Raw genomic sequence first — 19219 nt, 5'->3', positions numbered from 1 at the left:
ATTTGCGGATTCCGCTGTCAGCGGAACCGCGGATGGATCACCGGCGTCAGATCATGACTCGGGTCGGCGGGGCACTAGAGGGGAGTGCCTCGCCGGCCCGAGTGGCTCCGAGAGGTGTGCGACGCCCGGTCCGGCAGCACCACCAATTGACCGGTTTCGGGATGCGTCCACGTCAATACCGGATGGTCGTAGATCCTCGACAAGAGTTCGGCGGTCATCACCGATGCCGTCGGTCCGGCCGCCACCATCTGCCCGGCCTTCATCAGCAGCACCCGATCGGCATACGCCGCCGCAAGCGACAGATCGTGGACGACCATGAGAATCGCCGCACCCGCGGACCTGCGTGTGGACAACAGGGCCAGCACACGTTCTTGATGATGGATGTCCAGCGCCGCGGTCGGTTCGTCCAGCATCAGGATGTTGGCGTGCTGCGCCAGGGCGCGTGCCAGTGAGACCCGGGCCTGCTGACCACCGGACAGCTGGCTGAACGGCCGGTCCCGAATCTCGAGCAGGTCGCACTCGACCATCGATTCGGCGATGATGGCCGCGGACTCGGCGGCCTCCGGCGTCCGGCTCCACGGGAAGCGGCCCATCTCCACCACTTCGTGGACCAAAAACGGGATGTCGGTCCGTCCCGACTGGGTGACAAGCGCACGTCGGCGTGCCAGCTCGAGCGCACCGATCTTGGTGAGATCGGTGCCGTCGAGTGTCACGGTGCCTGCCGACAGTGGTCGCAAACCGGTCAGTCCGGACAGCAGCGTCGATTTGCCGCACCCGTTGGGTCCGACGAGCGCCACGATCTCACCGTGGTTCAACTCGAGGTCGATATCGGTGACGATGCGTCGGCCACGGATCGACACCTCGACACCGGACGCATTGAGCGCGGGTACGGTCACCAGCCGACCCCCGCGTGCCGACTTCGGCGGAGCAGCAGGAAGAACACCGGCCCACCCACGAGCGAGGTGAGGACACCGAGGGGAAGATCGGCGCCGTCGATCAGGGTCCGCGAACCCAGGTCGGCGGCACAGACCACGATGGCACCACCGATGACGCTGGTGGGCAGCAGGATGAGATGACGTGGACCGACGATGAGCCGCATGACGTGTGGCACCACCAGTCCGACAAACATCACGATGCCGGTGAACGCGACTGCCGCCGCGGTCAAGAGTGCGACGAGAAAGATCGCGATGCGCCGCACGGGTTCCACCCGAACCCCCAGCGCCGCGGCCTGGATCTCGCCGAGTGAGAGCAGGTCGAGGCGTCGCACCAGCAGCATGCTGATCGAGATGCCCACGATCGCGATCGGCAGGACGATCCAGACCGGCTTCCACCCGACGCCCTGCAACGAACCCAACTGCCAGAAGACGATCTGCTCGCGGTCATTGGTATCGGCGACAAAGGTCAGGAACGCGATGATGCCGGCGGCGAAGGCATTGACTGCGATGCCGATGAGAATCAACATCACCGGCGAGGTGGCGCCATCACGCATCGACAGCGTGTAGACCAGCGCTGCGGTGATCAACGCGGTGATGAATGCAGCCCCGGCCAGTCCCCAGACGCTCGCCCAGACGCCGCCGGACACGATGACAAGGCAAGCTCCGACGGCGGCACCGGCGGACACCCCGATGACACCGGGTTCGGCCAGCGGGTTCGCAAGTACGCCCTGCAGCAGGCAGCCTCCGCAGGCCAAAGTCGCACCGACGAGCAGGCCCATCACGATCCGCGGAAAGCGGACTGCCCACAGGGTTTCCTCGCCGTTGGGTGAGCTGGGCATCGGGCCGATGTCGAGTCCCAGGTGATGCATGACCGAGCCGAAGACCTCTGCGGGTGGGATCCGTACCTGACCGACGGACGCGGACCAGCCCACCAACACAACCAGTAGCACCAGCATTCCGACGATGATCGCGGTGTTGCGGGCAAAGAGAGTCGTCCGCACACCGGATGGTGCGGCGACGCGCTCCTTGAGCGATGTCACAGGTAGATCGCCTCGGAAAGGGCTGCGAGCACCCGGCCGGTGTTGGGTCCGAAAGTGAGGACCTCGGCTTCGTCCATCTGGACCACGCGATTGTTGCGTCCGGCGTCGGTTTGGGCCAGTCCCGGCAACGTGACGACCTTGTCGATGCCGCCGACCGAATCGGCGCCCTGTGTCATCACGATGATCACGTCCGGGTCCGCGTTGATCATGGCTTCGGTATTGACCGTGGTGAATGCCGCTTTGAGTCCCGCAGCGGTGCCCGCGTCGACGCCCCCGAGCGCGGTGATCAGGTCATCGGCGCCGGAATTGGGGCCGGCGAGCAGTTGCAGGCGCGGTCCGCGGAGGTACAGAAATGCCATCTTGGCGCCGCGGGCGTCGCCGGGGACCTGTTCTTGCGCGGCCTTGATCTGGTCGTCGGTGCGGGTTGCGAGTTGTTCGCCTTCCTCGGGCACCCCGAGCGCAGCGGCGACATCCCGGATCATGGTTCCGGTGGTGGCGATGTTGCGGTCACTGGTCAGGACGACGACGGTCTGGCCCGCCGCGATCAACTGATCGATCGTCCCCGGCGGTGTTGTCGATTCGTCGATGAGCACCACGGTTGGATTCTGCTGGAGAACGGCTTCGATGTTGACCGAATGGCCGGTGTCGGTGATCGTCGGCAGGTTGGCTGCTTCGGGTATTCCGGCGGCGCGGGACTTGGCGACCACATTGGGGCCCAGACCCAGCGAGTAGACGATGTTGGCGATTGTTCCGCCTCGGTCTATCGGGATGATCCGGCTGACGTCGGTAACGGTGACGTCGCCATGGCCGAGGGAGGGGACGGTCACCGGGAGGACCGGCCTCGGGTTGACGGCGACCGGTTCGACGACAGGTCCGTCGATGACCGCGGTTTGCGTTCCCGATCGCAGGAACTCATCGGGCGCTGCCGAACTCGTGGCCGGATCGGTGATCGGAGCCGTGGAACAGCCCGCCATGCCACATGTCAGGACGACCAGCAGTGCGGTGATGGCGTTACGGCCGCGCAGCACCGGCCTCCGGTTGTGTGTCATTCGCCACTCCATCTCAAAGGTATGTAAGCATAACCTTACTTGTGGTTTCGTGGCCTCGGGCATTGCGGTCGCCTTCGCGGGCTAGGCTGGAGCGCATGCCAGTTCGTGCCGCCCTCGCCCCCGGAAAGATCTCACCCACGCTGCCGGTCCCCAGCAACATCGCTCGACCAGAGTATGTGTGGAAATCCACTGCCAAAGAAGGCGATGAACCGTGGGTGCAGACCCCGGAGACCATCGAAAAGATGCGCCTGGCATCCAAGATCGCTGCCAATGCGCTCGCCGAGGCCGGCAAGGCAGTTGAGCCGGGTGTCACCACCGATGCGCTCGACCGGATCGCGCACGAGTACATGATCGACCACGGCGCGTACCCGTCGACCTTGGGCTACAAGGGCTTTCCCAAATCGTGTTGCACCTCGCTCAACGAGGTGATCTGCCACGGCATCCCGGACTCGACGGTGATCGAGGACGGCGACATCGTCAATATCGACGTGACCGCCTACATCAACGGCGTGCACGGAGACACCAACGCGACGTTCCTCGCCGGTGACGTGGCGCAGGAGGTGGTCGACCTGGTCGATCGCACGCGTGAGGCCACCGCCCGCGCAATCAAGGCCGTGCGTCCGGGCCGGGAACTGAACGTGATCGGCCGGGTCATCGAATCCTATGCAAACCGGTTCGGCTACAACGTGGTCCGCGATTTCACCGGTCACGGCATCGGGGAGACGTTCCACAACGGACTGGTGATCCTGCACTACGACCAGCCCAACATCGACACGGTGATCGAGCCGGGCATGGTGTTCACCATCGAGCCGATGATCAACCTGGGCGGGCTCGAATACAACATCTGGGACGACGGCTGGACCGTGGTGACCGCTGACAAGAAGTGGACTGCTCAGTTCGAGCACACATTGGTTGTCACGGACTCCGGCACCGAGATCTTGACTCTGCCGGACGCCTGATCGCGTGTCGGCTCTGCAGCCGATCCGAGGCGCATTGCTGGTCGCCGGAACGAGTTCCGACGCCGGTAAGAGTCTGATCGTCGCCGGTCTGTGCCGGGCGCTGCATCGACGCGGTGTCTCGGTCGCGCCGTTCAAGGCGCAGAACATGTCGAACAACTCGGCGGTCACACTTGACGGCGGTGAGATCGGCCGGGCGCAGGCCATGCAAGCCGCTGCCTGTGGTCTGGCGCCGTCGGTCCGGTTCAACCCGGTGCTCCTCAAGCCCGGCAGTGACAGTCAGTCGCAGGTGGTGGTGCGCGGCCGTGTGGACGGAACGGTCGGCGCGTCCGACTATCACACGCGCCGGACGGCATTGGCTCAGATCGTCACCGAGGAGTTGGCTTCTCTGCGCAGCGATTTCGACGTGGTGATCTGTGAAGGCGCGGGGTCTCCCGCCGAGATCAACCTGCGGCGTTCCGACATCGCGAACATGGGTCTGGCGCAGGCCGCGGACTTGCCGGTGCTGGTGGTCGGAGACATCGATCGCGGGGGAGTGCTGGCCCATCTGTTCGGCACACTGGCGTGCCTGAGTCCCGCGGATCAGGCCCGCATCGCCGGGTTCGTGATCAACAAGTTCCGCGGATCTGTTTCGCTGCTGCAGCCAGGGCTGGTGCAGCTCGAACAACTCACCGGCCGCCCGACGCTGGGCGTGGTGCCATTCGCCGACGGCCTCTGGCTCGACGCAGAGGATTCCCTGGCCTCGGTGGTCGGTCATACGGTCGGCCGGGCCGCCCCGGCGGTGGGCGCCGATCGCCTGTCGGTGGCCGCGATCAGGTTGCCGCGAATCTCGAACTCGACCGACGTCGAGGCGTTGGCGTGCGAGCCGGGTGTCGATGTCCGGTGGGTCGACGACGACGCCGCGGTGGCCGCGGCAGATCTTGCGGTGCTGCCCGGCAGTAAGGCCACGGTCTCAGACCTGGCCTGGTTGCGATCCCGAGGCCTCGATACCGCATTGATCAACCGAGTTGGTCGTGGCAAGCCGGTGCTCGGCATCTGTGGCGGCTATCAGATGCTCGGACGGGAGATCATCGACAACGTCGAAGGCAGAGCGGGATCGGTACCGGGGCTCGGCCTTCTCGATCTGCGGGTGCGATTCGACACCGAGAAGATTCTTCGACAGGTCCGCGGTTCCGCATTCGGAAAGCCGTTGCACGGCTACGAGATCCATCACGGACGGATCGTCGGCAACGGCGACGCAGCATTGCTGACCGACATCGATTTCGGCCCGGAGGGCAGCATCGCCGGGGTGGTTGTCGGCACGCACTGGCACGGACTTCTCGCCTGCGACGAGTTCCGTCGGGAGTACCTGATGCGGGTGGCGGAGCAGGCGGGGCTGCCCGGGTTCGTGGCAGGCCGGGTCTCCTTCGAGGCCGAGCGTATGGCTCAGCTCGATCTGATCGCCGATCTGGTGGAGACACATCTCGATTTCGGTCGCGTGAGCGAAATCATCACCAATGGGGCGCCGAGCGGATTGCCGGTGATCACGACCGCGTTGACCTGATCGGGAGGACTCCGATCCATCGCGGATGTGGTGTGGAGTTCACCCGCGGCGAGGGTCTCGGCACGTAGGCTGACGCAGGTGAGCATCGAACACCGCAGCATCACTGTGGGCGACCTGGAATTCGACGTCCGGATCGGTGGCCCGGAAAACGGCCCGTCCGTACTCCTCTTGCACGGATTCCCGACCACCGGAGCCTGTTTCGACCATGTGGTCGGCCGATTGCACGATTCCGGCCTCCGGACGATCGTCCCTGACCAGCGTGGTTACAGCGCCGGCGCCAGGCCCGAGGGCGCCGAGAATTACCAGTTGTCGCACTTGGTCGACGACGCGGTCGGCATCCTCGACGCGCTGGGTGTCGGTTACACCATGGTGGTCGGCCATGACCTCGGGTCGCTGGTCGCCTGGCATCTGGCATCGAAGCATCCGCACCGGGTGACCGGACTCGTCGCAATCAGCGTCGGCCATCCGTCGGCCATCGCGGCGTCACTGGCATCGAGTGACCAGCGCGACCGCTCGGCGTACATCCTCGACTTCGTGAAGACCGGAGCCGAGGACGCGATGCTCGCCGACAACGCCAAAGTCCTCCGCGATCTCGTGCCCGACGACAGCGTTCTGCCCCTGACCGAACGCCCCGCACTGACCGCGGCGTTGAACTGGTACCGCGCCAACTTCACCGGCGACATCAAGACCAATCTCGCCTGCGGGCCGATCGAGGCGCCCACCACAGTGCTCTGGGGCGACGGCGACGCCGCCCTCGGACGTGAGCAGGCCGAGGCCAGCGGTCGATTCGTCTACTCCGACTTCCGCTTCTCCGCGCTCGAGGGTATGGACCACTGGATCCCGCAGAACGCCCCTGCCGCCGTTGCGAGCGAGGTCGCACTGCGTTCATCGGTCTGGTGAGCATCTAGTACGTCGGTGGCGGTTCGTTCGTTCCTCGCTCTTCGCGGAGTGCCTGGTTGCGTTGTTCTTGTAATTCGCGCTGTCGGCGGTTTGCGATTCGTTCCTGTTGGCGGCGTGCGTGTTTGGCAGCGGTACGTGACTTCTGCCGGGATTCCGGCGGCTTTGACGACGGTGACGACGTTGGTGGTGTCCGGCCGGGTGAGCCGCGTTGGTTGTCGAAGACGATGAGCCTCAATGCGGGGAACAGGTCGTCGCCGGTCCAGGCGGGCCCGTCATAGTGGCGGCCTTCGGGTGTGGTGAAAACCAGTCGTGGTCGCCCCGTGTGGGAATCGGGGTGCTGGTCATCGAGCCAATCCAAATAGGTCTTGAGCAGGTGGTGAAAACGGCACAGCGTCTTCATCTCTGAGGGATGGGTACAGCCACCGGCATCAGGATCATCGTGGTTGTACTCGCAGGTGTGGTCGAGATCAGCGCCCCAGGCCTTCTTGTTGCAGCCGGGCCACATGCAGTAACAGTCCCGGATTCGGATGTAGCTATCGAGGACCACCGACGGTCGGTACCGGTCTCCTGGTTGGGTGGCCGGGAGCGGAATCACCTGCGGGAACGGCGCTTTGGTCGGCTTGTTTTCGGCGTTCAGATCCGGGAACTCGTCGACGTCCGGATCCTGCGGCGCCCTCACGTATATGGTGCGCCGCGGAGTGTCCGTTTCTGTCCCGGCCTCCGCGGCCGGCATCAAGGGTTCGGGCTGCGCAAGTTCGGATTGTGCCGGTGCGGGTGCCGGCTGTGGCCGTTCCGGCTGTGCGGGTGCAGGTTTGTTGCCCATCGGCCGCTGCACCGTTTCGGCACGGCCTGCGATGTCGCGGGCGTGATCGGCAGAGATGACACCATGCCCGTCCAGGAATCCTGGATTCTCGGCGCGGCCCTCGAGCGCGGCCTGATCGGTGATGACGTGCAGCACGATCTTCACATCAACACCCGAGACCACCTGATCGGCTGGCACCGTGGTGATCTCGGCGGTGCACGGATGTTTCGGGTCGTTGGCGCACTGGCAGTAGAACTCGCGGCCCATCACTGTGGCGAACAGTGCATCGGCCATCCGGTCGGATTTGCGGCGCGGATCAGCTTTGCAGGTCGACATGGCCAGCTTCTCCAGGCGGGTCATGATCATCGTCATTTCTTCCGCCGTACCGTGGGCGTCCATCACGGCCATGCCGTGGTCGGCGTTCGAACCCCACACCCCACGATTCTTCTTCGCGTCCTGCCTGTTGTTGCGCACCAGATCAGGGTCACGGCGGAAGATGGTGGCATCAACCATGTCCCGCATCCGGGACTTCGACCAGGAACCGCGCCGACGCAGGAATTCGGCGATCTCACGATCGATGTCGGCCATGTGCTCCGAACCGTCGATCAGATCAGTCCGGGAAATGATGTCTGCGATGTGGTGAACACGGATCCGACCTGCCTTGAGCAGAGTGTTGACCCGGGGGAGTCGGTCCCGCAATGCGAGCCCGCAGCTGATCTGACGTTCGGCAGCTTGCTGCGTGACCCCCTGGGCTGCCGACAATCTCGCAGCACATTGCGCAAACGGATCGAGCGCCCGCATGTCGACCTCGGTGCCTGCGGACGGTTGCACCAACTGACGGTGCAACTCCGCAGCGGCGGTATAGCGTTCCCACTCCATCCGGCTCTGCCGCTTCATCGCCAGGTCGGTGTTGCGTAAAAGTTCGTTTGGACGCAGCAGATGGGCAGGACCGATTTCATCGTCCCCACCTGCATCTTCGATCTCCCCCTCGAACATACATGCGAGGATATCTGAGGGGTCTGACATTTGATTTCTGTTACGAGGACCCGGCTAGATCTCCAGGCCGAGCAGTGCGTTCTCGAGAACCTCGGGCATCGCCGGGTGGATCCAGTACTGGCCGCGGGCCAGGGTGTGCGCGTCGGTGCCGAAGGACATCGCCTGGATCAGCGGCTGGATCACCGTCGGCGCCTGCGGGCCGATGATGTGACCGCCGAGGATGCGGCCGGTGCCCTTCTCCGCGACCACTTTGCACAGCCCGGTGGTGTCTTCCATCGCCCAGCCGTATGCCACGTCGCCATAGGCCTGGACCTTGACGGTGATGTCGAGACCGGCAGCGGCGGCTTCGTGTTCGGTCATTCCAACCGATGCGATCTGAGGGTGGGTGAAGACCGCACCCGGGACAAACCTGTTGTCGAAGGAATCGAGATCGGTTCCATCCCAGTCCCGCAACAGGTTTGCCTGCACTACACGGCCTTCGTGATTGGCGACGTGCTTGAGCTGGTACGGGGAACTCACGTCACCGAGTGTCCATACGTTTCGAGCTGCGGTGCGGCCGAACGCGTCACGCCGGATCCGGCCTTCGTCGTCGACTCCGACCCCGATGGTCTCGAGCCCGAGTTTGTCCGAGTTCGGTGTGCGGCCGACAGCGACGAGCAATGCATCGGCGTCCAGGACGGTGCCGTCGGCGAGTTCCATCCGAAGACCACGCTCCGTGGGCTCGAGGGTGGTCAGCTTGGAGTTGAGATGCACATCCCAAGCCTCGGTGGCGATCTCGGTGAACCGTGCGGAGATGTCGTGGTCCTGGGCCCGCAGCAGTGCACCGCTGCGGGCGATGATCGACACCTTCGAACCCAGTGCCCCGAAGACGTGGGCGAACTCGGCCGCGATGTAACCACTGCCCACGATGATGAGATGTTCGGGCACCTCCGGCAGTCGCATGATGTCGTCGTTGGTGTGTATCTTCACGCCGCTGTCCGTGATGGCATCGGGTATCACCGGCCGCGAACCCGAAGCGATGACGACCTTGGTGGCCAGAACGAGATCGCCTGCGGCAGTGCGCAAACGGTACCGTCCGTCGGTATCGACACCGTCGAACTCCACATGGCTGGAGTAGACCGTGATGTTGTCGCAGTCCTCCACGCGGTAGCGCTTGCCACCTGCGGAGATCGGGTCGATGCGCCCGAAGACGCGGTGCACGATGCCCGGCCAATCGACCTTGTCGACCGAACCGGTGACACCCACACGTGCACCCTCGCGGATGGTCTCGGCGACCTCGGCGGCGTAGACGAACATCTTGGTGGGGATGCAGCCGACGTTCAGGCAGGTCCCGCCGTAGATGCTTTCCTCGAAGATCGCTATCTGCTGATCTTCGAACCGTTCGTCGGGAATCGAATTACCGGTACCCGATCCGATGATCGCCAGGTCGACCCTGGTCGGTTCCTGGATCACTGTGGGTTCAGGCATTCTGTCCACCTCGTATTCGTTTTTGGTTGCTGTGCAACCAGTTGTCCATCTCGGCATACGCGAGTTCGCGTACGCCCGTTTTCGACAAGAAGACGTCATGTCGGGCGCCGGGCACCGGGACCACGCAGATGCGGTCACCGAGGCATCCGGCCCAGCGGGTGATCTGTCTGGTGTCGAGGACGCCGTCGGCCGAATCGATGTGCGGAACCACGCCGTCCGGACCGGGCCCGGCCAGAGTGGTGGCGTCGGAGCGCAACACCAATGACGGGACGCCGACGTCGAGGCCTTGGTGTAAGCGGGCCTGGCCGTGGCGGACCGCGCTGAGGAATCCGAAGGTCACCGGATATCCGTCCAGCGGTTTGTAGTTCAGGTCGTAGTCCCATTCGCCGTGCATCGAGTTGTGCAGGCTTCGGCCATAGGCGCCCTCGAGCTTGCGTGGGATGGCTGTCGTCGGCCGTACGCGGGCGACCGAATTGATCACCGTGGTTCCGACGGTGCGCAGGATCGGCGCACCCTGAAGATCGAACCAGGGGGAGTTGAGGATCAGCCCGGCCGGCCTACCGACCGCGGTGTCGCGACGGGCGCGGCGCCGGTCGAGCCAGAGCGGAGTGACGAGGCCTCCGGTGGAGTGGGCGACCACGATCACGGGCGCAGCGTCGGTGTCGGAGTTGATCTGGGCCATGGCCAGGTCGAGTTCGGTGTCGTAGGCCGCCAGGTCGGTGATCTGGTGTGGAGTTTGTCCCTGGCGCTGGGAACGGCCACATTTACGCAGGTCCAACGCATAGAATGCATATCCGCGCGAGGTGAAGAACTCTGCCAGTTCGCGCTGGAAGAAGTAGTCGGTGAAGCCGTGGACATAGAGGACCGCGGCCGTGGTCGCCTCTGGCGTCCGATGCCGGATCAGGGTTGCGACGATCTCGCCTTCACCGTCGGGATCGGTTCCCAGATCGAAGGTCAATGTCGAGAAGTCCGTGCCGAGGGCGTCGGGCTGCCAGGAGGAAGGTGCCACGGTTGTCCACTGTAGCCAGCGCCGCGGGCAGTGGCTTCGTGGTGCGGCAAGGGCGGACCAGTTGCAGTGCACCACGACTGATGAGAGACAATGGTCGCCACACGTAGATAGGCTGGAACAGGAAGTTGAGCTGGAGTGTCTGAGTCTGCAACCCCGCGCGACGGTGGAGTGATCACAACCGACATTGCGCTGGTAGGCGCCGGAATCATGAGTGCCACGCTGGCGACGCTGTTGCATCGTCTGCAGCCGGAATGGTCGATCAGCATTTTCGAGCGACTCGATGCGGCCGCCGCCGAGAGCAGTGATCCGTGGAATAACGCGGGCACAGGTCACTCCGCGTTGTGTGAGTTGAACTACACCCCGCAGACCGCTGACGGCGATGTCGACATCACCAAGGCGCTGACGATCAACGAACAATTCCAGGTGTCTCGGCAGTTCTGGGCCAATTCGGTCGAGACGGGTGTGCTCTCTTCTCCCGAGGAGTTCATCAACCCGATCCCGCATGTGAGCTTCGTTCACGGCGAGTCGAACGTCGACTACCTCCGCAAGCGTTACGACAATCTTGCCGGGGAGACCCTCTTCAAGGGGATGGAATACATCACCGACCCCACCGAGTTCACCAAGCGCCTGCCGCTGATGTCGGCCGGTCGCGACTTCTCGGATCCGGTGGCGCTCAACTGGTTCACCGGCGGCACGGATGTCGACTTCGGCGCGCTGACCCAGCAACTGCTCGGCTTTGTCGGTCGCTCCGGTGCCACGGTCAACTTCGGTCATTCCGTCACGAACCTGAACAAGGAATCGGACGGCAGCTGGCGGCTGAAGGTCAAGAACCTGCGCACCAAGGAGAAGTCCACCGTCAAGGCGGGCTTTGTGTTCGTCGGTGCCGGTGGTGGCGCACTGCAGCTCCTGCAGAAGTCAGGCATCAAGGAGGCCAAGGGATTTGGTGGCTTCCCGGTCAGTGGCGCGTTCTTCCGCTGCACCAACAAAGAGTTGATCGCCGAGCACAGCGCCAAGGTGTACGGCAAGGCAGCGGTGGGCGCACCTCCGATGTCGGTCCCGCACCTCGACACCCGCGTGATCAACGGCACCGCAGGCCTGCTGTTCGGCCCCTACGCAGGCTGGTCGCCGAAGTTCCTCAAAGAGGGCAAGAACACCGACCTGCTCGCGTCGATCAAGCCGGGCAACGCGATCCCGATGCTGTCGATCGCTCCCAAGGAATTCGGTCTGCTGAAGTACCTGATCAGTGAACTTGCCGCCGGGCCCGCGGACCGCGTCGAGACACTGTCCGAGTTCGTGCCGCGCGCTGCCGCCGAGGACTGGGAGATGATCGTCGCCGGTCAGCGGGTGCAGGTCATCCGGAAGAAGGGTCGCGGCGGTGCGCTTGAGTTCGGTACTGCGGTGATCGCAGCCGAGGACGGCAGCATCGCGGGTCTGCTGGGTGCCTCACCGGGCGCTTCGACAGCGGTCCCGGCCATGCTCGACGTCCTGCAGCGCTGCTTCCCGAAGCACTTCCAGTCCTGGGAGCCACTGCTCACCGAGATGATCCCGTCATACGGCACCAAGCTGAACGACAACCCGGATCTGTTCGGTCAGGTGTGGGATTGGTCATCGAAAGTATTGAACTTGGTCGACAACAACGGTCAGGGCACCGGTGAGTCATCTGCTCACCTGGCAGCACCTGCCGGCGTGTGATAGGTATCCCATATGACAGCCACCGCTAGCCTGCACCGCAGCTGGGCCCAGGACATCGACATGCCGACGCTGTACAAGATTTTCCAGTTGCGGCTGGAGGTGTTCGTCGTCGAACAAGCCTGTCCGTACGCCGAACTCGACGGTCGCGACCTCGATCCCGACACCCGGCACCTGTGGCTGGAAGAAGACGGCGAGATCATCAGCACGCTGCGCCTGATCGAAGAGCACGACGGTGGCAAGTCGTTCCGGATCGGCCGACTCTGCACCGAGCGTTCGCGTCGTGGCCAAGGTCACACCAGTCGTCTGCTGCAGACTGCTTTGGCCGACGTCGGATCGGACCTGTGCAATATTCACGCACAGTCCTACCTGGTCGACATGTATGCCAAGCACGGTTTTGTCGTCGATGGTGAGGAATACCTGCTCGACGGTGTTCCGCATACACCGATGAAGCGTGGCGGATATCGCTGACGGTGTGACAACCATGGCGGAACCGGATCTCCGGTTCCCGTTCAGCGCGGTGGTCGGATCAGAGCAGCTCAAGCTTGCTCTGATCCTGTCCGCGATCGCACCGTCGATCGGTGGGGTGCTGATCCGCGGCGAGAAGGGAACAGCCAAGACGACGGTGGTTCGTGCGCTGGGACCATTGCTGCCCCGACGCGGGGATTCTGCGGCCACGGTTGTCGAACTACCGATCGGCGCCACCGAGGACCGTGTGATCGGTTCGCTGGATCTGCAGAAGATCCTCGCCGAAGGGGCAAAGGCTTTCACCCCCGGACTGCTGGCCCATGCGGACGGCGGAGTCCTCTACATCGACGAGGTCAATCTCCTCGCCGACCATCTTGTCGACGTGCTGCTCGACGCGGCCGCGACCGGCCGGGTAGTCATCGAACGAGATGGTGTGTCGCACACCCAATCTGCGCGATTCGTTCTGGTCGGCACGATGAACCCTGAAGAGGGTGAGCTGCGACCGCAACTGCTGGATCGATTCGGGCTGGCCGTCGACGTGACCGCACCGCGTGAGGTGTCGCTGCGCGTTGCGGTGATCGAACGCCGGATGGCGTTCGAGTCCGATCCCGCGGGATTTGCGGCGGAGTATGCCGACGCCGATGCCGAGATCGCCGCTGCGATCGAAAAGGCCAGGGCTGCACTTGAATCGGTTGTTCTACCGGCTGTGCAGCTGCGCCGGATCGCGGCCACCTGCGTGGAGCTCGAGGTCGACGGTCTGCGCGGCGATCTCGTGGTCACCCGCACTGCGCGGGCCCATGCGGCGTGGCGCGGAGCCGTGGAGGTCGAGGACATCGACGTTCGCCGGGCCGTCGAATTGGCCTTGCCGCACCGACGTCGGCGAGATCCGTTCGATGAACCCGGCCTCACCGAGCAGCAGATCGACGACGCCCTCGAGAAGGCCGATCAGCAGTCACCACAGGACCCCGATACCCAGAACAACAGTGCCCCGGATGATTCGGCGCCCCAGGATTCGGCACCACCAGAATCCGGTGAACCCGATCCCGATCCGGACAACCCCGGAGGCGGTGGCGCACCACCACCGGGTCCGGGTTTCTCGCCGGACCGCCGTGGTGGCGCGGTGAAGGCCCTACGCGCAACCGGCGTCGGCAACGGCGAACCAGGGCGACGGTCACCCTCACTGAGCAGTCGGGGACAGGCCGTCCGTGGGGTGCGCGATGGCGGCCATGGAGTGCACCTGATGGGCACGATCCTCGCGGCCGCCGACGAGCACATCGAACGCGGCCAGGGCGCACTGCAGGTGCTGCCGCAGGACATCCGGTACGCCGAGCGGCGGGGCAAAGAAGGCAATCTCGTGGTGTTCGTTCTCGATCTGTCGGGTTCGATGACCGCGCGCAAACGACTCGATGCCGTGTCGGGTGCGGTCGTGTCGATGCTCACCGATTCCTACCAGCGCCGCGACCGCGTCGCGGTGGTCACCCTTCGAGGCGCAGGCGCCGAGGTCACCGTGCCGCCCACGCGGTCGGTGGACGCCGCGGTGCGCAGGCTGACCGGCGTGTCGACCGGTGGCCGGACGCCGCTGGCCGAAGGGCTGTTGGTAGCTCGAGACGTGGTGCGCCGCAATGCTTATAAAGAACCGAACCGGCGACCACTGATGGTTGTGCTGACCGACGGCCGGGCCACCTCGGGGAGCGGCGCCCTGGCTCGCGCCGGTGCCGCCGCAGACCGACTGCGTCGTGACGGCACGTCGGCGATCGTGGTGGACTGTGAACAGGGTCTGGTCCGCCTCGGCCTGGCCCGGGCGCTGGCCGGGCAGTTGGGTGGCGATTGTGTGCAGCTTGCAGACCTGACCGCCGGTGGCGTCGCCGCGGTTGTCAGATCGGCGGCATGAGCGACTCGGATGAGTCGTCGGCGAGTTCGGTGTAGAAGGGAAATGTTGTGCCCCAGGGTGTTCCATCTGTTATTCCGGACGACGGACTGACCACACGTGCGCGGCGCAATCAGCCGGTGCTGGCTGTGCACACCGGCGATGGCAAGGGTAAGTCGACCGCGGCCTTCGGAATGGCCATGCGTGCCTGGAACGCCGGTCTGGACATCGGCGTCTTTCAATTCGTGAAGAGCGCGAAGTGGAAGGTCGGCGAGGAGAGCGCGCTCACCGCGCTCGGAGAACTGCACAGCACCACCGGGCAGGGCGGTCCGGTGCAGTGGCACAAGATGGGCGAGGGCTGGTCGTGGATACGCCATGCAGGCGGGGATGCCGACCATGCCGAGCAAGCTGCGCAGGGCTGGGCCGAGATTCGCCGCCGCATCATCGCGGGGGAGCATCAGTTCTACGTCCTCGACGAGTTCACGTATCCCATCAACTGGGGGTGGATCGACCTCGACGATGTCCTCGACGTGCTCGGCAGCCGTGAGGGTAAGCAACATGTGGTGATCACCGGTCGGCGGGCACCTGCCGCGCTGATCGAGGCCGCCGATCTGGTCACGGAGATGGTGAAGGTGCGCCATCCGATGGACGCCGGCCGTAAAGGTCAAAAGGGCATCGAATGGTGACCTCGTCCCCACCGGCGATGGTCATCGCGGCCCCGTCATCGGGGAGTGGAAAGACCACGATCACAACGGGTTTGATCGGTGCTCTGGCGCGGGCAGGCCATCAGGTCGCACCGTTCAAGGTGGGGCCGGACTATATCGATCCCGGTTACCACGGCATCGCCGCCGGTCGGCCGGGGCGCAACCTCGATCCGGTTCTGGTCGGGGAGGAACGGATCGGTCCGCTGTACCGATCGGGTTCGGCCGGATGTGACATCGCGGTGATCGAAGGGGTGATGGGCCTGTTCGACGGTCGGATCACCGAAGATCACATGCCGGCGATCGCTCCCGGATCGACTGCGCAGGTGGCCAACCTCCTGGGGGCACCGGTGGTCCTGGTCGTGGACGCATCCGGGCACAGCCAGTCCCTGGCGGCGATCCTGCACGGGTTCGTCAGCTTCGACCCGGGCATAGACATCCGTGGCGTGATCCTCAACCGGGTGGGATCACCGCGACACGAATACGTACTGCGGCAGGCCTGCGACCGCGCCGGACTTCAGGTTTTCGGCGCGGTGCCGCGCAACCCGGAAATGGCGGTGCCCTCGCGTCACCTCGGACTCATCCCGGCCGCCGAACGCGGTCCCGAAGCAATTGCCGCCATCGATGCGATGACCGAATTGGTCGGCGGCGCAGTGGATGTGCCGGCGCTGGTGGCGGCGGCCGACATCGGACCGGCAGGTCGCTCCGGTCCGATCTGGTCTGCCGATGATGAGGTCAGAACACCGGAACAGCAGGGCCCGCGGCCGGTGATCGCGGTTGCCGCCGGTGCGGCTTTCACATTCGGCTATGCCGAACACAGCGAACTGCTCCGGGCCGCTGGTGCCGATGTGGTCACCTTCGACCCGGTGGTCGACCTCCTCCCGGACGGGTGTACGGCAGTGGTGATCGGAGGTGGATTCCCCGAAGAACATGCCGCCGCGTTGGCGTCGAACAGACCGCTGCTCACCGCGCTGCGTGCGGCGGCCGGTTCGGGTGTCCCGATCCATGCCGAGTGCGCAGGCCTGCTGTATCTGTCGCAGAGTCTGGACAACCACGCGATGGCCGGAGTGCTGCCGCTACGGGGCACGTTCGGCAAGAGACTTACCTTGGGCTATCGCGATGCGGTGGCCATCACCGATTCCATGTTGTTCTCCGCGGGCACGAGGGTTCGGGGGCACGAGTTCCATCGCACGACGGTTACAGCAGTGGATGATTCGGTGCCCACGGCCTGGGGCTGGCGCCGGGACGGGGTGGCCGAGCGGGAAGGCTGGACGTCGGCGCGGCCGGGTGCCCAGGTTCACGCGTCCTACCTGCACACACATCCGGCGGGAAATCCAGAGGCGGTGTCGCGTCTGGTGGCTGCCGCGCGCCGAGCCCCTGCCGAGCAACGATGACCGGGGAGCGACGATGACCGGGGAGCGACGATGAGTGGTGGATCAGCGGAGCTGGATCTGACGGCGGGCCTGTTGGCCGGGATCGACATGTCCGAGCTCAGCGACAGTCCGGTGGTCATGCGGGAGCTGCTCGAAGCGGTGCTGGCGGTCGGCAGCGGCCTGGATCTCGACGCCACCCTGCAGCGGATCATCAACGTTGCCGTGGATGCACTCGATGCCCGGTACGGCGCGCTCGGTGTGCGCGGTGATGACGGACAGCTCTCGGCTTTTGTTCACACGGGTATCGAACCTCGGGTGCGGGCGACGATGGGCCATCTACCGGTGGGCCGTGGTGTGCTGGGCCTGCTGATCAACCATCCGCAGGTGCTGCGTATCGACGAGCTGGGTGCGCACCCGAGCGCGGTGGGATTCCCGGCCAACCATCCGCCGATGGCCACATTCCTCGGGGCGCCGATCATCGTCCGCGGCGCGGTGTTCGGCAGCATTTACCTCACCGAGAAAGTAACCGGCGGGGGTTTCAACGAAGCCGACGAGGTGGCGGTACGCGTGCTGTCGGCGGCGGCCGGTGTCGCGATCGACAACGCCCGGCTGTTCGAGAGTGCACGCACGCGGGAGCGCTGGATGCGGATGCTCGCGCGCCGGGGATCCGGACCGCTGGTGGGGGCCGCGCTGGAGGACACGCTCACCGCGCTGGCCGTGGACCTCGCGGACTTGGCCGGGGCCACAGATGTTTTCATCCTCGGAACCGATGACAATCGGGCCAATGTGCTGGCGCACACCGGTGAATTACCGCGAGTGGGCGCTTTCGAGCTGGGTCAGTTCTCGGGTATCGAGGTCGCCTCGGCAAGCGATGTCCCGGCACCGTTGGTGCGCGGCGGGGCGGCGTGGGTGAGCATGGTGCCGCTGTTGCGCGCCGGCGGGCGATTCGGCGTGATGATGCTGACGCACACCGAGCGTCCCGTCTGGGCAGAGGAGGAGGAGTCGGGTCTGATCGCCACCGCCGACATCGCGTCGATGGCGCTGGCTTACGAGCTGCAGCAGGCGGTGACACGTGAGATGCACATGCTCACTGATCGTCACCGGATCGCCAGGGACCTCCACGATCACGTGATCCAGCGGTTGTTTGCGATCGGGATGTCGTTGCAGTCGTTCTCGTCTCGGATCGGTGATGACGGTCAGCTCAGTCAGGCGATCGTCGATCTGGACCGGACCGTCGAGCAGATTCGTACGTCGATCTTCGACCTCAACACCTCGGGGGAGAGCGCCCAGGATTCGGCCACCCTGCGACGTCGGGCACTGGACATCGTCACCGAGTTGTCGGCCCATGCGCCGATCTCACCGTCGGTGCGCTTTGCCGGACCCGTCGACACACTGGTCCCGTCGCGGCTCGACGGGCATATCGAAGCTGTTCTACGCGAAGGTATTTCCAATGCGCTTCGGCATTCGAAGGCAGATCGAATCGACGTCCTCGTCTCCGCGGACGAAGTGTTGAGTATTTCGATCACAGACAACGGAACAGGAATCGGTGCGACCGCGGCGCACAGCGGATTGAACAATCTCGCGCGACGGGCCGAGCAGAACGATGGCACGTTCGCCATCTCCGACACTGCAGGCGGCGGGACCACCATCACCTGGACCGTGCCGCTGTAGGTCCGCTAGGGCTGACGGCCGCGCTCGTTCTTTTCTTTCAGTTTGGTGGCCATCACAGCAACCTGCGTGCGCCGCTGCAGATCGAGTTTGGCAAGGATCCGGGACACGTAGTTCTTGATGGTCTTTTCGGCGAGAAACATCTTCGCAGCGATCTGACGGTTGGTCATCCCTTCTCCGACGAGCGCAAAGACCTCACGTTCCTGACCGGTCAACTCGGCAAGTGGATCGACGCCGTTGCCGTCGGCCCGCAGCTTGGCCATCAACGCCGCGGTACTCCCGGCATCGAGCAGTGATCCGCCGGTGCCGACCGTGCGCACCGCGGCCACCAGGTTGTGCCCCAGGATCTGCTTGAGAACGAACCCGGCGGCGCCGGCCATCACGGCCGCGAGCAACGCCTCATCGTCGGCGTACGAGGTGAGCATCAAGCATTGCACCGACGGTGTGGCACTGCGGATCTCGCGACACAACTCGACGCCGTTGCCGTCGGGTAGCCGGACATCGAGGATGGCCACGTCGGGTACCGCGGCGGTGATCGCAACCAATGCCTCACTGACACTTGAGGCCTCACCGACCACTTCGATGTCCTCTGCCGTGCCGAGGAGGTCCCGGAGTCCGCGGCGTACCAGTTCGTGATCATCGACCAGAAATGCCCTGATTTTCGCCGTCATGGATTTCAAAGTACCGCACCACAAAACGAGGCGATCGCCCCGGCGAACAGGGACTTTCGACCCACGCGCGGACAGGTTGTCCGGA

At 64.7% G+C, this 19219-nt stretch carries 16 protein-coding genes; 9 read left to right on the top strand and 7 right to left on the bottom strand.

The window, feature by feature from the left end; all coding sequences use genetic code 11:
* Positions 1–74 precede the first annotated feature (74 nt).
* From AC1D75_RS18415 to AC1D75_RS18405, 3 genes are all read right to left on the bottom strand, one after another.
* The gene (locus AC1D75_RS18415) at positions 75–896 is read right to left on the bottom strand and encodes a heme ABC transporter ATP-binding protein (RefSeq protein WP_495516741.1); all 822 of its coding nucleotides are present in this window, start codon (positions 894–896) and stop codon (positions 75–77) included.
* On the bottom strand, positions 893–1891 hold the full coding sequence (locus tag AC1D75_RS18410; RefSeq protein ID WP_495516928.1) for a FecCD family ABC transporter permease: 999 nt from the start codon (positions 1889–1891) through the stop codon (positions 893–895). Before AC1D75_RS18410 ends, AC1D75_RS18415 begins: the two co-directional genes overlap by 4 nt.
* 80 nt (positions 1892–1971) lie before the next feature.
* Positions 1972–3024, bottom strand: coding sequence for a heme/hemin ABC transporter substrate-binding protein (locus tag AC1D75_RS18405; protein ID WP_495516740.1), 1053 nt, complete (start codon positions 3022–3024; stop codon positions 1972–1974).
* Between the two features lie 95 nt (positions 3025–3119).
* Between AC1D75_RS18405 and map the strand changes: the two genes are divergently transcribed.
* The 3 genes from map (at position 3120) to AC1D75_RS18390 (ending at position 6423) form a co-directional block, all read left to right on the top strand.
* Positions 3120–3983, top strand: coding sequence for a type I methionyl aminopeptidase (gene map, locus AC1D75_RS18400; RefSeq protein ID WP_495516739.1), 864 nt, complete (start codon positions 3120–3122; stop codon positions 3981–3983).
* 22 nt (positions 3984–4005) lie between these two features.
* On the top strand, positions 4006–5523 hold the full coding sequence (locus AC1D75_RS18395) for a cobyric acid synthase (protein ID WP_495516927.1): 1518 nt from the start codon (positions 4006–4008) through the stop codon (positions 5521–5523).
* A gap of 78 nt (positions 5524–5601) precedes the next feature.
* Complete coding sequence (locus AC1D75_RS18390) at positions 5602–6423, top strand: alpha/beta fold hydrolase (protein ID WP_495516738.1); 822 nt, start codon at positions 5602–5604, stop codon at positions 6421–6423.
* 4 nt (positions 6424–6427) lie between these two features.
* Here AC1D75_RS18390 and AC1D75_RS18385 read toward each other — a convergent pair whose 3' ends face one another.
* The 3 genes from AC1D75_RS18385 to AC1D75_RS18375 are packed head-to-tail and all read right to left on the bottom strand — an operon-like array spanning position 6428 to position 10697.
* A complete protein-coding gene (locus AC1D75_RS18385; RefSeq protein ID WP_495516737.1) occupies positions 6428–8221 on the bottom strand; it encodes an HNH endonuclease signature motif containing protein in 1794 nt (597 codons plus the stop codon).
* Positions 8222–8275: 54 nt separating this feature from the next.
* Positions 8276–9688, bottom strand: coding sequence for a mycothione reductase (locus tag AC1D75_RS18380; RefSeq protein ID WP_495516736.1), 1413 nt, complete (start codon positions 9686–9688; stop codon positions 8276–8278).
* Entirely contained in the window at positions 9681–10697 is a 1017-nt protein-coding gene (locus AC1D75_RS18375; RefSeq protein WP_495516735.1) for an alpha/beta hydrolase, read from the bottom strand. Before AC1D75_RS18375 ends, AC1D75_RS18380 begins: the two co-directional genes overlap by 8 nt.
* A gap of 207 nt (positions 10698–10904) precedes the next feature.
* Here AC1D75_RS18375 and mqo point away from each other — a divergent pair, with 207 nt between their 5' ends.
* The 6 genes from mqo to AC1D75_RS18345 are packed head-to-tail and all read left to right on the top strand — an operon-like array spanning position 10905 to position 18466.
* The gene (gene mqo / locus AC1D75_RS18370; RefSeq protein WP_495516926.1) at positions 10905–12389 is read left to right on the top strand and encodes a malate dehydrogenase (quinone); all 1485 of its coding nucleotides are present in this window, start codon (positions 10905–10907) and stop codon (positions 12387–12389) included.
* A 12-nt stretch (positions 12390–12401) separates the two neighbouring features.
* Positions 12402–12857, top strand: a complete 456-nt coding sequence (locus tag AC1D75_RS18365; protein WP_495516734.1) for a GNAT family N-acetyltransferase — start codon at positions 12402–12404, stop codon at positions 12855–12857.
* 13 nt (positions 12858–12870) lie between these two features.
* The gene (locus AC1D75_RS18360; protein ID WP_495516733.1) at positions 12871–14745 is read left to right on the top strand and encodes a VWA domain-containing protein; all 1875 of its coding nucleotides are present in this window, start codon (positions 12871–12873) and stop codon (positions 14743–14745) included.
* Positions 14746–14792: 47 nt separating this feature from the next.
* The gene (cobO, locus tag AC1D75_RS18355) at positions 14793–15407 is read left to right on the top strand and encodes a cob(I)yrinic acid a,c-diamide adenosyltransferase (RefSeq protein ID WP_495516732.1); all 615 of its coding nucleotides are present in this window, start codon (positions 14793–14795) and stop codon (positions 15405–15407) included.
* The gene (locus AC1D75_RS18350) at positions 15401–16816 is read left to right on the top strand and encodes a cobyrinic acid a,c-diamide synthase CobB (protein WP_495516731.1); all 1416 of its coding nucleotides are present in this window, start codon (positions 15401–15403) and stop codon (positions 16814–16816) included. Before cobO ends, AC1D75_RS18350 begins: the two co-directional genes overlap by 7 nt.
* A 30-nt stretch (positions 16817–16846) precedes the next feature.
* On the top strand, positions 16847–18466 hold the full coding sequence (locus tag AC1D75_RS18345; RefSeq protein WP_495516730.1) for a GAF domain-containing sensor histidine kinase: 1620 nt from the start codon (positions 16847–16849) through the stop codon (positions 18464–18466).
* Positions 18467–18471: 5 nt separating this feature from the next.
* Here AC1D75_RS18345 and AC1D75_RS18340 read toward each other — a convergent pair whose 3' ends face one another.
* Positions 18472–19134, bottom strand: coding sequence for a response regulator transcription factor (locus AC1D75_RS18340; RefSeq protein WP_495516729.1), 663 nt, complete (start codon positions 19132–19134; stop codon positions 18472–18474).
* Between the last annotated feature and the right edge of the window lie 85 nt (positions 19135–19219).

The organism is Williamsia sp. Y712 (genome assembly GCF_059445525.1).
The sequence above is the reverse complement of the archived record's forward strand: the minus strand, read 5'-3'. Positions and strand labels throughout refer to the sequence as shown.

Coding starts and splice junctions, on each gene's coding strand:
- AC1D75_RS18410 (WP_495516928.1), bottom strand. CDS start 1,891: ATGCTGGTGCTACTGGTTGTGTTGGTGGGCTGGTCCGCGTCCGTCGGT.
- AC1D75_RS18405 (WP_495516740.1), bottom strand. CDS start 3,024: ATGACACACAACCGGAGGCCGGTGCTGCGCGGCCGTAACGCCATCACC.
- map (WP_495516739.1), top strand. CDS start 3,120: ATGCCAGTTCGTGCCGCCCTCGCCCCCGGAAAGATCTCACCCACGCTG.
- AC1D75_RS18385 (WP_495516737.1), bottom strand. CDS start 8,221: ATGTTCGAGGGGGAGATCGAAGATGCAGGTGGGGACGATGAAATCGGT.
- AC1D75_RS18380 (WP_495516736.1), bottom strand. CDS start 9,688: ATGCCTGAACCCACAGTGATCCAGGAACCGACCAGGGTCGACCTGGCG.
- mqo (WP_495516926.1), top strand. CDS start 10,905: ATGAGTGCCACGCTGGCGACGCTGTTGCATCGTCTGCAGCCGGAATGG.
- AC1D75_RS18365 (WP_495516734.1), top strand. CDS start 12,402: ATGACAGCCACCGCTAGCCTGCACCGCAGCTGGGCCCAGGACATCGAC.
- AC1D75_RS18360 (WP_495516733.1), top strand. CDS start 12,871: ATGGCGGAACCGGATCTCCGGTTCCCGTTCAGCGCGGTGGTCGGATCA.
- AC1D75_RS18350 (WP_495516731.1), top strand. CDS start 15,401: ATGGTGACCTCGTCCCCACCGGCGATGGTCATCGCGGCCCCGTCATCG.
- AC1D75_RS18345 (WP_495516730.1), top strand. CDS start 16,847: ATGAGTGGTGGATCAGCGGAGCTGGATCTGACGGCGGGCCTGTTGGCC.
- AC1D75_RS18340 (WP_495516729.1), bottom strand. CDS start 19,134: ATGACGGCGAAAATCAGGGCATTTCTGGTCGATGATCACGAACTGGTA.